At 41.9% G+C, this 16,299-nt stretch carries 2 protein-coding genes; one reads left to right on the top strand and one right to left on the bottom strand.

Annotated features, from left to right (window positions below; translation table 11 throughout):
* On the bottom strand, positions 1-4,840 hold a 4,840-nt coding region (locus DOS84_RS07415), incomplete at its 3' end, for a beta strand repeat-containing protein (RefSeq protein WP_207802028.1).
* Positions 4,841-6,008: 1,168 nt separating this feature from the next.
* Here DOS84_RS07415 and DOS84_RS07410 point away from each other — a divergent pair.
* Positions 6,009-16,211 (top strand): HYR domain-containing protein, encoded by a 10,203-nt coding sequence (locus tag DOS84_RS07410; protein ID WP_111409474.1) that lies wholly within the window; start codon positions 6,009-6,011, stop codon positions 16,209-16,211.
* Positions 16,212-16,299 lie beyond the last annotated feature (88 nt).

Below are 16,299 nucleotides of genomic sequence, written 5' to 3'. Positions count from 1 at the left end.
TGCTGAGTGTCGGAACTGCAGGTGTTGGCAATTGCGCCGCATTGCTGAACGATGCCGAAGCGGCAGAGGTACAGCCTCCGCTGGTGGCGGTAACGGTATAGGAGGTTCCAACGGTCATTCCGCTGATTGCCCCTCCTGCACCTGCGCTCGGACCTGTCGGAGTGAAGGTATAGGTGTTACCCGCGTTGTAATTACTGATGGTGCTGGTTCCGTCAGCCGAACAGCTTGCCGCCGTGCTGCTGAGTGTCGGAACTGCAGGTGTTACTGGTTGTGCATTTACTGTAAGGGTTGTGGCACTTGAGGTACATCCTGTAGTTGTATTGGTTGTGGTCACAGAGTAAGTTCCCGGATTTAAACTGGCAAATGTTGCTCCCGCCTGCGTTACCGCAGCTACAACCGGAGCCGTTCCTGTTAAGGTATAAGTTACATTGGCAGCCGGAGCAGGAACTGTTACCACTATTGTTCCCGTTGAAGTGGTACAGGTAGGCTGTATGGTTACACTGGCCGTTGGCGCTGCCGGATTAGCCGGTACAGGGTTTACCGTTAGGCTTAATCCACTTGAAGTACATACAGTAAGAGTATTATTAACAGTTACCGAATACGTTCCTGGAGTTAAGTTCGCAAATGTGGCTCCTGCCTGTGTCACCGCAGCTACAACTGGAGCCGTTCCTGTTACCGTATAAGTAAGATTGGCATTAGGCGCAGGCGCTGTTATGACTATTGTTCCTGTTGGAGTGGTACAGGTAGGCTGTACTGTTACACTGGCAGTAGGTACTGGCGGATTTGCAGGTACGGAATTTATGGATAGGCTTATTGCAGTTGAAGTACATCCTGAGGTAGTATTGGTAGTTGTTAGCGAATATGTTCCGGGATTCAAGTTTGCGAATGTAGCTCCCGCTTGCGTAACCGCTGCCACCACTGGAGCTGTTCCTGTTAAGGTATAAGTTACATTAGCTGCTGGAGCTGGGACAGTTACCACTATTGTTCCTTTTGGAGTGGGACAGGTAGGCTGTGCGGTTACGCTGGCCGTAGGTGCAGCAGGTGTTACAGGTTGTACATTAATAACTACATTGGCAGATGGTGCCGAAGCCGAAGCGCACCCTGCCTGTGTTACTGTAAAATTATACGTACCAGGAGCTAGTCCAGAGACTGTGGTGGTTGCTCCACTTAAAGATGTAGTTGCACCAGAAGTACCAGTTCTTGTAAGTGTATAGGTGCCAGGTGTAGGTAAGCCGCTTAATACCATACTACCCGTGGCTACTCCACAAGTGGGTTGTGTGATGGTTCCAACAGTTGGAGGGGGAAGAGATCCAACCATAACAGTAACGGTGTTGCTGACAGCGCTACAGCCACCTCCTGCAGATCCGTATATGGCATAGCGGCGGAAGTATGTTGTTACGCTAATATTTGGTGAGTCGTATGTACTTGCGGTTGCACCAGCAATATTGGTAAAGGTGACATTGTCTGTCGAAGATTGCCATATATAAGAAAAGCCATACCCACTTATTGGTGTTGCAACCGATGGAGCTGCTGTTTGGGTAAATGCAGCAGGATTAAAAGGAGATGTGCAGGAACTTTGGTCTGCGGCAATTGAACCTGGAGTTAGAGTAGGGTTTCCATTTGTGGTTAATGTAATGACGTCACTGGTGCCTGGGCATCCATTAACGGTAAGTATTAGTCGGAAATAATAAGTACCGGGTGTGGTTTCAAAAATTGTGTAAGCGGGGTCAAATAGATATTGTGGTGTAGTACTTGTAGGGCCAGGGGCATTTACCCAAGTTGCTTGATTATCATAGCTTACCTGCCATTGCCCTGTTGCTGTAGGACCAAATGTAGTAGCGTTTACTCCAGCAGGATTACCTGAATGGACATCAATATCATTTTCGGCTTGCGCAATATGTCCACAAGCAGCTATACTATAAGTTTTATCATTCACCTGTTCAGTAAACTCAATAGTGACAACAGGTGTTGGGGTTAATGTTATTGCAGCCGTTGCTGTTCGGGTAAGACTACTACAGCCTGCAGGGGTACGAGCTTCCGCATAATAAGTGGTCGTGCCTCCAGGGGGCGTAACAGATAAATTAGCCCCACTGTTACTGTTTCCAATAGTAGAGCCCAGTGTTGCTACTGTGTACCAATATATCGTATTACCAGCAGAAGTGGCATTCAGATTAATATTTCCAGAGCCACATATTGTAACTGTAGAGCTTGGAGTAACAGAAGTTGGAGCAGTGGGAGTGGTATTTACCGTTAAAGTAACGGAATTAGAAGTAACTGGGCAGGTTGCATTATTGAGTACCACATCAAAAGTGGCACCATTATCACCTATAGGAGGATTGGTAATCGTTAGCGTTGCGGTAGCAACTCCACTATAAGGAGCCACATTAGACAGAGGAGTGCCATTTTTCCTCCACTGATACGTGGTCACTCCTGTTCCGGCTACACTAATAGTTACCGCTCCTGTTCCGGCACAAGCAGCAGCAGGAGTTGCAGGTTGTGTAGTAATAACAGGAAGAACATTTGATGTTACCGAGGCAGTGGCGGTTCGGGTGGGACTGACACAACCACTACTGGTACGAGCTTCTGCATAATAAACCGTAGCTGTTGGGGCGGATACCTGAAAATTTGCGCCACTTGTAGAGGTTCCAAGCGAAGAACCACCGGAAGCGACAGTGTACCATTCAATGGTATTACCAGCAGAAGTGGCATTCAAAGGAGTTTTTCCGTCTGAGGTACAAACTACCACCGGACTATTTGGTGTAACTGCTGTAGGAGCTGCCGGAGTGGCGTTTACTGTTAAGGTTGCATTGTTCGAGAGAAGTCCGCATGTTGTGCCATTGAGCATGACAGTATAAGTTCCACTATCTGCAGTGGTAGGGTTGGTTATGGTTAAAGTTGCAGTATTAACTCCGCTAAAGGGGGCAACATTAGTTAAGTCCACGCCATTTCTTCGCCATTGCCAGGAAGTGGCTGTAGAAGTTACGCTAATAGTTCTTGTCCCAGATCCTTCGCAAATTGCTGCAGGAGAAGCAGGCTGAACACTGATAGTAGGGGCAGCACTTGTTGTTACTGTACCAGTTGCTGTTCGTGTAGCACTAAAACATCCTGCTGCAGTACGTGCATCAGCATAATAGGTTGTTGTGGCACTGTTAGGGGGTGTTGTAAGAAAATTTGCACCACTTGCTGAACTTCCAAGATTAGCACCTCCTGTTGGTACTGTGAACCAAAAAATAGTATTGCCGGCAGAAGTAGCATTTAAGTTGATACTCGATCCGTTGCAAATATTTTGAGGAGTATTAGGAGTAACTAGGGTAGCATTAGTAGCGGACGGATTTACAGTCAAAACTACTGCATTAGAGGTTATCGTGCATCCTGCGGCATTTGTTACTACCACATCAAAAGAGCCACCATTTTCAGAGAAAGCTGGACTGGTTATTGTCATAGTCGCTGTGGTAACGTTTGTATATGGAGCACCATTAGTTAAATTCGTTCCATTTTTTCTCCATTGATAGCTTAAAGATGTTCCAGTTGCAGTAACACTGATGTTTCTTGTTCCGGTTCCGGGACATACAGCAGCAGGTGCAACGGGTTGAGCAGTAATTGCAGGTAACGCATTTACCGTTAAAGCAACAGCATTAGAGGTTACATCGCAACCTTGAGCATCTGTTATAATCACATCAAAAGAGGCACCGTTTTCAGATATAGCCGGATTGGTTATGGACATGGACGCTGTGGTAACATTTGTATATGGGGCACCATTAGTCAGATTCGTTCCATTTTTTCTCCATTGATAGGTTAAGGATGTTCCTGTTGCGGTAACATCAATAGTTCTTGTCCCGTTTCCAGCGCAAACAGCAGCAGGTGCAACGGGTTGAGCAGTAATAACCGGAAGAGCGGTTACTGTAATCAAACCAGTTGCTGTTCTTGTAGTACTGACACATCCTGGAGATGATTCCGCTTCAGCGTAATAAGTGGTATCTCCCGTAGGTGATACCGAAAAATTGGCACCACTTGCAGATGATCCGATAGAGGAGCCTCCAGAAGCTACTGTGTACCAATTAATGGTATTTCCAGCAGAAGTGGCATTCAAGTTAGTGCTTTTTCCACTACATATAGATGTAGCAGCTGAAGGTGTAACTGCTGTGGGAGCATTGAGAACAGGTTGGGTATATGTTATTTTAATTTGGCCATTGGCTCCATTTCCGCCTTGAGAGGGACCTGCTCCTGACAGCAGTAAGCCACCACCTCCACCACCTCCAGGGGCTGTTCCGTTGTTTCCATTTGATTCTGAAGTAACAGCAAGGCCACCTGTTCCAGCGACAGTGCTATTTCCTCCGACTTCACCTGTAGTTGTAGTTCCTATTATTCCATTGCCACCAGTAGTATTTGTAGTTCCACCAGAAGCAGCTCCACCAACTCCGAATGCACCCATGTCTTGACCACCACCACTTCCACCATTGGCGGTCAATGCTAGAATTGTAGTTGTGCCACCATCCCCGCCATTTCCTGTGCCTCCTATGCCACCAGATCCAATGGTGTAATTTATAATTTGACCAGAAGTAACTGTAATTACTGAAGTACTATATCCACCAGCACCTCCGCCGGAACCTCCACTGGGGATTATTGTAGCTGCACCACCGGCGCCTCCGCCTCCCCAAGCCTCAACGGTAAGGGAAGTAACACCACAGGGAACTGTCCAAGTAGCTGAACCAGGGGTCGTAAGATCTACAGTGGTTTGGGCAAAAACGGAATTCCCAAACGCAAAAAGGATTAAAACAGTCCAAAATAAAATAACTGTTTTCGATACATACTGTTTCAAGTTGAGATAGAATTTTTTCATGCTACACCTTTTTTATTATTCTTTAGATGAATTTAAAAACGGGAGTTACACATCCATTTTTAATTGGCAGTTGTAGGTGAGAAAAGAAGATTTTGGGTAAGGGATCAATTATATGAAAATCAATATTTTAAGTAGTTAAAATATTGATTTTTAATATGTTAAAAAACAACAGATAAATATACAACGACAATTGTTAAAAATTAAATTAAGTCGTTGAAATTCAGTTTTATCCGTTGTTGTGACGCTTTTTTTTACACTTCTTTTTAGATAGATGTTTTTTTGGGTTAAATCTTTGTTATTATTTCTAACCCCCATTTTTTATTAAAAATAACGACTTATAATTTTTTTTAATGATCTTGTGAGTTGATACTATTTGGTTGCAAATAAGGTACTAACCTTACGGATTGATTTTATACCAAAAACGATTATAAATATAATTCAGTCCTATTTTGTCTAATCAATTGCAGTCAAGAAGTATTACTGGTTCCTCACATTCAAAATTGTGTTGCGGTCATAAACGTTTTGCAATTCTAAAAACCCGCTGACTTTTCATACTCACAAAGGTGGCATCCCTGCATTCCGCATTTCATAGGACTCGGCTTGTTGAGTTACTTTTGTAGATTATTTTGTTTGTTCGATTTTGCTTGTGTGAGTTAAGCTTTAATTTTTCTCACGAAGGTGTTAAGTCCAGAACGGATTTCTTTACGTTTCCTATCTGTTAAATAATTTTATGAATCTAAGCGTGTACTTTAAGTTTTTAAGTAATTTAAAATCAATGATGTAGGAATTTTTTTAACCAGGTAAATTAAAAAAAACAGTTTTTATCTCATTTAAATTTTAACAAAGTGTAGTTTGTGGCTTTTTTTAACACTTATGTCGAAAATACGGTTAAAACGGCTTTTATATTTTAAGAATAATATAACTTAGTACTATAATTTTATAATTGAATTAACATTTGTTTAGGTTTAAAAAAGGCTTACTTTTTTCTTAAAAAATGAATTTCGATTATATAAAAAAATAGAAACCCCAACTCTATATTTTTTCATTAAGATAGATACCCCAAATTCTATCGATTTTTTTCAGTACCCACAGATACCCCATTCTGCCGATTTTAGTCTATATGTCACACATATTGTAGTTGTTTATTTATAATTTTAATTTCATAAATATGAAAACATTTCTACCTAAATCCGGAATTTTTGCTATTGTTTTTTTAATTGCGAATTTATTTTTTGTTAGTAGTTCATTTGGACAAAATACAGGGCTTTTATCTCCAACAACCAGCTTGAGCGTTAGTAGTGTTATAAATGTTGGCAATGGTTTGGCATCGGATAATGCTTATGCTGTTTTCGACGCAAATGGTGATACTGGAGATTATGGAGGGTTTAATATTAGCATACCTGCGGGGGCCACTATTTTAGGAATAGAGGTACAATTAGAAGGGAATCGTCCTTCTGGTGGTGGAAGGGATGTAACTGTTCAACTTACTTGGAATAATAAAACAAATTTTACTGCTACTAAAACAATAACGGCATTTGGCACGACCGATGCTCTCCGTACTGTTGGTTCTCCATCAGACACATGGGGGCATAGTCCTTGGGCACTTAGCGAATTTGGTAATGGTATTTTTTTCGCAAGAGTTGCTTCAACAGGTGGTGGTGGAACCATAAACTTGGATCAAGTTTTAGTAAGAGTTTATTATTGTACACAACCAACTATTACAGCTAGTAGTACAGCTGCCGTTGTTTGTTTTAGTGCTAGTTCACAAACCACTACTTTGGCATATACTGCTACTACAAATAGTCCAACTTCTTATAGCATCGCATGGACAGGTATGGCAAATCAAAGTTCAACTGCATTTGCTTTTAATGCTGCTGGTGGGACAATAACTGGTATTACAATACCGGCATCGACTGCAGCAGGTACTTATAATGGAACCATGACTATTGCCAATGCGGGGGGGTGTACTTCTACCACTCCAATAAGTGTTACTGTAAATGCATTACCTACTGCAAATGCCGGTGCTGCTCTAAGTCCCATATGTCAAGGAGGAACCTCAGCTGCATTAGGAGGTTCCGTAGGAGGTACCGCCACTGGTGGAACATGGTCAGATGGTGGAATTGGAGGAACATTTAGCCCAGGAGATACTGATTTGAATGCTACCTGGACACCACCTCCCGGATATAGTGGCACAGCAACATTGACTCTGACATCAAGTGGAGGGTTATGTGGTACTAAAACAGCTTCAAAAACTCAAGTAGTAAATATCCAACCCACAGCATTAGCAGGAGAAACTCAAACGATATGCTCAAATAAAACTGCTATTATAAACGGAACAGCTTTAAATGGGACTATAGTTTGGACAGTAGATGGAGGAGCAACTGTAGGTACACTTGATAATCCAAATATAGAATCGCCTGTATTTACACCAGATCAATACTTTGAAGGGACAGCTACTTTAACCATGACCGTTACTAATGCGGGTTGTATAGCAGTTTCCGTAACGTCTGTTGTAATTGTAAATGGCGGTGCAGCTACCGTAGATCCGGGAACCAATGTTACGGTTTGTATGACAACTCCGGGAGAGGTACCATTGTCAGGGATAGTTGGAGGTGGTGCATCTTCTGGAACATGGTCGGGTGGTAATGGAACGTTTTTTCCAAATAATTCAGATTTGGCAACAAGTTATACACCAACCCAAGCTGAAATAGATTTAGGTTCAGTAACCTTGACCTTAACCTCTGAAGACCCGGGAGGATTATGTCCTGGCGCGGTATCTAGGTCTAAAACCATTACTTTTAAGAAAGCGCCAATAGCAACAGCTGGGGGTAGTACAAGTATATGCCCAGGCGGTAGTGCAATAGTAAGCGGCGCCACATCCAGTAACGGAACGATATTATGGACTCACAATGGAAGTGGTTCGCTAAGTAATGCAAATACGTTGACACCAACATATACATCTGTAGTAGGTGATGCAGGTAACACAGTTACTTTAACTTTGACCGTTTCAAACAGTCCCTGTCCAGACGCGACAGCAACCTATACTGTAGTGGTTAATCCATTACCGGTTAGTAAGAATCTACTAGGTACCGGTACCATTTGTTCTGGATCCAGTACAGATATACAAGTTGTCGATTCTGAATATGATTTTACTCTAGGGATACAGTACCAATTGCGAAATAATTCAAATAATGCAGCTGTTGGAATTCCAGTTTCAGGCACTGGAGCAACAATTAATTTGCCTACGGGAATCTTGACTAATAGTACAGCTAATCCAATTACATTTACATTTAATGTGTTGGCTACTAATTTGAATACAAATTGTTCTGTACAAATGGCAAATGTTGTAACAATTACCGTGAATCCGGCACCACTAAACAGAACAATAACGGGACCAGCAGGTGCGATATGTACAGGATCCACAGCAACTATTACTGTGGGGACAGCTTCAGCAAGTGTTAATGGGACAACTTATCAGTTAAGAAATAATGCCGATAATAGTAATATAGTAGGTAGTACGGTTACGATTTCGAATACAAGTACTGCTTCATTCAGTTTATCGACATTGGCTTTGACATCTACAACTACCTTTAATGTGTTGGCTACAATCAATGCAACAGGTTGTACAGCGCAAATGAGTGGAACACCTACTGTAACGGTAAATTCTTTAATTTCAAACAATACAATCACTTCAGATCAATCTATTTGTTCAGGAACTGCACCGGCAGGTTTGGTTGGAAGCACACCTACAGGTGGTAATGGAACTTATACTTATTTATGGGAGCAAAGTACAAATAATGATACTGGTACAGGTACTTGGGCTAATGCGAGTATTACTAATGGTGCAAGCGCATCAAGAACGCTTCAAAATTATACGCCGCCTCAAACACCCCCATCAACAGTAACAACATGGTATAGAAGAACAGTTACTTCTGCCCCATGTGGTGCTAGTATTTCACCTGCTGTTAAAATAACAGTCAATCCTTTACCAACCGTTTATGCTGTTACAGGTGGAGGTGCATATTGCGAAGGTGGGGCAGGTATGCCTATTGGTTTAAGCAATTCGCAAACAGGAGTAAATTACCAATTGTATTTAGGAGCTTCTCCCGATGGACCTGCTGTAGCAGGAACAACGGGATCTGCAATCACTTTTGGAAACAAAACGGTAGCGGGTACTTACACAGTGGTTGCAACAGCAACATATAATATTACTACAAATTGTTCTTCGAATATGACTGGATCTGCAACTATTACTGTCAATCCAGTTCCTGTCACTGTTGGAGCTTCGGTTTGCTTAGGGGAAAGTGGAGGAGTGTTGACTTCTTCTTGTCCTAATCCAAATGTAAGCGTGGGACCAAAAGATCCAGTAACAGGTGCTAGTGCAGCTGGAGCGGGAACGGCTTGGACTAATCCAACTAGGGTTGTTTTAGATGATGCCAGTTATGCTACGGCAGCTACTACTTTTGGAGGTGGTGCTGTAACAACGAATAGTCTTCAAGCAACAAATTTTGATTTCTCGGCAATTCCAAATACTGCAACTATTTTAGGGATTCAGATTTCCATTAAACGATTTTCTAGTGTCGATTCATTTAGCGATTTTGTAAGGGACAATACAGTTAGTTTAATGAAAGCAGGAGTTGTAGCAGGTAGTAATTATGCTAATACAGGAACTAATTGGCTTGTTGCAAATACAACTGTTATTTCTTATGGTGGAGCTTCCGATTTATGGGGAACAACCTGGACTCCAACCGATATTAAGACTGTAAATTTTGGAGTCGCTTTATCTGCAAATATCGCTAAATCTGGTTTTAATGTCAATACAGCTTCTGTAGATAATATGAAAATTACGGTTTACTATCTAGCGAATGGTGTCCTCAATTGGTACACAGCTTCTTCTGGAGGAACATTAATCGGTACAGGTTCACCCTTTAACCCAGTTGGAGTTTTAAATTCAGGCTTGCCTGATACAAATACTGCCGGCACCACTTCTTTCTATGCAGAATGTACTTCGGTTCCGGGTTGTCGAACTAAGACTGATTTTGTTGTAAAACCTTTGCCAACTATGACCTGTCCATCCAATTCATCAGTATGCGTTGATGCAGCGGCTTATGAATTAACAGGGGCTTCTCCAGCAGGAGGAACCTATAGCGGAACAGGAGTCAGTGCTAATAATTTCAATCCTGCAACAGCAGGAGTTGGCCCACATACGATTACATACTCTTATACTGATGTAGGTAATGGCTGTAGTAATTCATGCTCATTTACGATTACAGTGAATGCATTGCCAACTTTAACCTGCCCATCGAATTCATCAGTATGTGTTGATGCAGCACCTTATGCGTTGACAGGAGCTTCTCCAGAAGGAGGAACCTATAGCGGAACAGGAGTGAGTTCAAACAATTTCGATCCTGCAACAGCGGGAGTTGGTCTGCATACCATAACGTATTCTTATACAGATGGCAATGGTTGCAGCAATTCATGCACATTTACTATTACGGTGAATCCATTACCAATTGTAACCTGCCCATCCGATTCATCAGTATGTGTTGATGCGGTGGCTTACGAATTAACAGGGGCTTCTCCAGCAGGAGGAACCTATAGCGGAACAGGAGTAAGTGCAAACAATTTCGATCCTGCAACAGCGGGAGTTGGTCTACATACGATAACATACTCCTATACGGATGGCAATGGCTGCAGTAATTCATGCACATTTACTGTTACGGTGAATCCATTACCAACTGTAAGCTGTCCATCCGATTCATCAGTATGTCTCAATGCAGCGGCTTACGAATTAACAGGAGCTTCTCCAGCAGGAGGAACCTATAGCGGAACAGGCGTAAGTGCGAACAATTTCGATCCAGCGACAGCGGGAGTTGGTCCGCATACGATAACATACTCCTATACGGATGGTAATGGCTGTAGTAATTCATGCACATTTACCATTACTGTGAATACTTTACCAACTGTAAGCTGCCCTTCCGATTCATCAGTTTGTGTTGATGCAGCAGCTTACGCATTAACAGGAGCTTCTCCAGCAGGAGGAACCTATAGCGGAACAGGTGTAAGTGCGAACAATTTCGATCCTGCGACAGCAGGAGTTGGTCAGCATACGATAACGTACACCTATACGGAAGAGGTTGGCTGTAGCAATTCATGTACATTTACTGTTACGGTGAATCCATTACCTACTCTGACCTGTCCATCAAACTCATCAGTTTGTGTTGATGCAGTAGCTTACGAATTAACAGGGGCTTCTCCTTCTGGAGGAACCTATAGTGGAACAGGTGTAAGTGCGAACAATTTCGATCCTGCGATAGCAGGCGTTGGTCCGCATACGATAACATACTCCTATACGGATGGCAATGGCTGCAGTAATTCATGTACATTTACTGTTACGGTGAATCCATTACCAACTATAAGCTGTCCATCCGATTCATCAGTATGTCTCAATGCAGTATCTTATGAATTAACAGGGGCTTCTCCAGCAGGAGGAACCTATAGTGGAACAGGCGTAAGTGCGAACAATTTCGATCCAGCGACAGCGGGAGTTGGTCCGCATACGATAACGTACACCTATACGGATGGCAATGGCTGCAGTAATTCATGCACATTTACTGTTACTGTGAATCCATTACCAACTGTAAGCTGCCCTTCCGATTCATCAGTATGTGTTGATGCAGCGGCTTACGAATTAACAGGGGCTTCTCCAGCAGGAGGGACCTATAGTGGAACAGGCGTAAGTGCGAACAATTTCGATCCTGCGACAGCAGGCGTTGGTCAGCATACTATAACATACACCTATACGGATGGGGATAGCTGTAGCAATACATGCACATTTACTATTACAGTGAATCCATTACCTACTCTGACCTGTCCATCAAACTCATCAGTTTGTGTTGATGCAGTAGCTTATGAATTAACAGGGGCTTCTCCATCAGGAGGAACCTATAGCGGAACAGGCGTAAGTGCGAATAATTTCGATCCTGCCACAGCTGGAGTTGGTCCACATACGATAACGTACTCCTATACGGATGGCAATGGCTGCAGTAATTCATGTACATTTACTATTACGGTGAATGAGACAGTGGTAGCCAGCGGAACTAAAGTAGATGTGTTCTGTAAAGGAGGAACAAACGGATCCATTGATTTGAGTGTTAGCGGCGGAAGTGGCTCATACACCTATTCATGGAACAATGGAGAAAGCACTCAGGATATTAGCGGATTAGCTTCTGGAACCTATACTGTAACAATTACAGAATCCAACGGCTGTGCCATAACTGGTACAACAAGTTTCACTATTGGAGAACCATTGGAAGTATTGGACGCATCGATAACAGAATCTACCAATGTGGATTGCTTTGGTAACACCAACGGTTCAGCTACAGTAACTGCCACAGGGGGAACTCCTGAATATACTTATTTATGGGATGATGCATTGGCACAGACTACTGCTACCGCAACCAATCTGGCAGCAGGGACTTATCATGTAACAGTGACTGATGCCAATGGCTGTACAGATAATGCAACAGCAACAGTAATAGTGGATGACACTGAACTGCCCACTGTTATTACAAAAAATATCGATGTTGAGTTGAATCCAACCAGTGTAAGTATTACTGCTTCTGATGTTGATAATGGTTCGCATGATAATTGCGCTATTCAATCGATGAGTGTTTCACCGAATAGCTTTACGTGTGCCAACGTAGGCCCAAACACAGTAACCTTAACCGTAACTGATACTAATGGTAAGGTAAACACTGGGACAGCTATTGTAACTGTAAAAGATACTATTAAACCAGTTATTAGCAATATGCCAGCGAATAAAACGGTTAATCTTTCCGGAGGTAATTGCTCTGCTTTGGTTAAATGGAATGCTCCATCTGCAACGGATAACTGTGGAGTAGCTAGTCTGCTTAGTAATGATGATACCTTCAATGAAAACGGCTCAACATTATTGGGTATAGGACTGCACACAATCACTTATACTGCTACTGATGTAAATGGTAATACCGAAACAGCTAGTTTTACAATAACTGTGATTGATAATATAGCTCCTACTATTACAAATTGTCCAACTAATGTAACAGTTAATAATGATAATAACATTTGCGGAGCGAGAGTATTCTACGTACAGCCAAATGTAAATGATTGTAATGGTGCAACTTTAACTATTAACAATAACGGTATTGATAATAACAGTTATTTGTCGGGTAATATCTTTCCTGTAGGAACTACAACGGTAATTTGGACAGCGACTGATGCATCAGGAAATCATAGTTCTTGTAGCTTTACAGTAACTGTAATTGATAATCAAGCTCCTGTTCCGAATGTCGCTTCCTTGCCAACATTAAACGCTGAATGTTCGGTAACAGTGACAGCTCCAACAGCTTTGGATAACTGCGATGGAACCATTACAGGAGTTTCGGATGTCGATCCAACTTTTAATACTGCTGGACCACATACTATTGTGTGGACTTATACAGACAGTCATGGAAAAAGTTCATCTCAAAACCAAACAGTGAATGTTACCTCTTCATCTCCAGTTATCAATACCCAACCGGTTAGTTTGACTAAGTGCGAAGGGCAACCTGCAACATTCAGTGTTAGTGCCACTTCAGCGACAGGGTATCAATGGCAAGTTGATGTTGGTGGTGGATGGGGAAATCTTAATTCAGAGACTAATAGCAGTTTAAACATTGCTTCAGTTACAAATGAGATGAATGGAATCCATTACAGAGTGATTGTCAAAGGTTCATGCGGCGATATAATATCTGACGAGGTGATATTAACTGTTTATGGTATGATAACCGTAAGTGATCAGCCTAATCAAACCTTGTGTAACTCTTCGAGTTTTACAATGACACAAACTGCACCCTCGGCTGGTCAACAAGGAAAATGGACATTGATAAGCGGTAGCGCAAGTATTACAGATGAAAACTCTCCAGTCACAACTATTACAGCTGTGGCAGTAGGAACAAGCGCAAAAGTTAGATGGACAGTAACCAATGGTTCCTGTAGTGTTTCTGATGATGTAACGGTAACCAATAGCATATTGCCATCCGTAAGCAATCAACCAGACCAAACCTTATGTAATACTTCAAGTTTTACAATGACACAAAGCACGCCATCAGTAGGAACGGGTGTTTGGACTTTAGAAAGCGGAATAGCAACTATCACGTCGCCTAATTCGCCAACTACAACTATTACTGGAATACAAGGAGGAACAAGTGCAACAGTAAGATGGACGGTGACAAACGTAAATTGCAGTAATTATGACGATGTAACAGTGACTAATGCTACATTGGCAGCCGTTAGCGATCAGCCAAATCAAACCTTATGTAATACTTCGAGTTTTACAATAACACAAAGCGCACCATCTCTTGGAAGCGGATCGTGGAGTTTAATAGGCGGAAGCGCAAATATTACATCTCCAAACTCTCCAACCACAACGGTAACAGGAGTAGCAGTGGGAACAAGTGCAACTGTTAGATGGACAGTAACAAGTGGTTCTTGCATTTCATATGATGATGTAACTTTGTCGAATACCGTATTGCCAACAGTAAGTAATCAGCCAGACCAAACACAATGTAATACTTCAACTTTCACCATGACACAAAGTGGTTCAGGTACATGGTCATTTGTTGGTAGCAGTGGAAGCGCAATTATTACGACACCAAGTTCTCCAACCACAACAATAACAGGAGTGGCTGCAGGAACAAGCGTAACGGTAAGATGGACAGTTGGTAGTGGTTCTTGTATTGCGTCTGATGATGTTATAGTAACTAATAATACTGCTGCACCATCCGTAAGCAATCAGCCAGACCAAACTTTATGCAACACATCAACCTTTACGATGACACAAAGCGGTTCAGGTACATGGTCATTTGTTGGTAGCAGTGGAAGCGCAATTATTACGACACCAAGTTCTCCAACCACAACGATAACAGGAGTGGCTGTGGGAACAAACGTAACGGTAAGATGGACAGTTGGCAGTGGTTCTTGTACAGCGTATGATGATGTGAAAGTAACGAACAATTCAGGTTCTTCATTTACTGCATCGATAGCAACCAGTAGTCCTGATGCATTCTGCAGTGGTTTGACACTTACAGTGAATCCTTCATTAGCCGGAAGTTACAGTTATTTATGGAGCCCGGGAGGTGCAACTACACAAAGTATAACATTGTATAATTCTGCTACGGCAGGCACCTATACAGTAACTGTAACTCAAGTGGGAGGCTGTGGTGGAACCGCACAGGCTAGTTATAATTTCCAACCGCAAAACCTTATTAATGACTACACGATTCTTGCCTTTAATCAAGTGGATTTGGGTAACGGAAACTATGTTCAATCTGGAAGCGTCGGGGTTACAAAACCTTTGGGTTATGCAAAAATCGGCACCAACAGTACAGTGGCAGCGCCAGGAGCGTTTGTGAAAGCAAGGTTTATTACAGTTCAGCCTATGTCCAATGTTCCAGTAAGAATTTATAGCGCAGCTACAGTAGTATTGCCTAATATGCAGGTAAATAACACTAGTACAACAGGATTGGCAGACTTGAGTATTCCAAATAATACTACGGTGACTAAAACTGGTAATTACAAAAATGTAACGATTGGAACCAATTGTAATGTAACCTTTACTACAGGAACAATTTTTGGCACAATATCGATTGGTAAAAGTAGTCAGGTTAAATTTAATGCTAACAACACAGGTGTTCTGAATGTTAATAGTATAAGCTTAGCAGATGGAACTGATGCTTCACCTACGAAATTACTTTTTGCTTCCGATATATCTGTAAGAGTAAAAACTACTGTGTCTATTGGTAAATCATCGATGGTAAATCCAATTGGTGGTTATAAAGCAGTTTTCTTTATTGGTGGAAATGAATTCCGAGTGTTGCCTGGAGGTAATGTAACCGTAAATGCCAGTGTGTTTGCACCGAATGGAACAGTCAAAGTGGACGGTGATGCTGCTAAAAATACGAATATGAAAGGTGCTTATATAGCTAATTATGTTACTTCGACAAATAAAAATGTTTTTTGGAATCAATTCGATTGTGCAAATCCTACTGCTAAAACTGGTAGTATAGAGAATATTGTAGCCAAAGAAATAGAGCCAACAATTAGCCCAGATCCTTTCGATGTGAAAGCATATCCTAACCCAAGTAATTATCAATTTACTCTTGAAGTGGAAGGCGGCAGCGTTGAAAAAATTGAAGTTGAGGTATATGACATGGGTGGTAGACATATCAAACATATTGAAAGCGACTTTAACCAATCAATTGTATTTGGAGAGGAATTACCGACAGGTACTTACCTTACAATAGTAAGTCAAGGATCTAACCGAAAAGCTCTTAAGCTTATTAAAAAGTAATTTAAACATTAACAATAAAAGTAAAGCCATTCCAATATAATTGGAGTGGCTTTTGTACTTTAAAGGTGCTTGGGATTAATAAAAAAAA

This window comes from Flavobacterium aquariorum, assembly GCF_003254745.1.
GTDB lineage: Bacteria > Bacteroidota > Bacteroidia > Flavobacteriales > Flavobacteriaceae > Flavobacterium > Flavobacterium aquariorum.
This window is presented reverse-complemented; position numbering and strand designations above follow the sequence as displayed.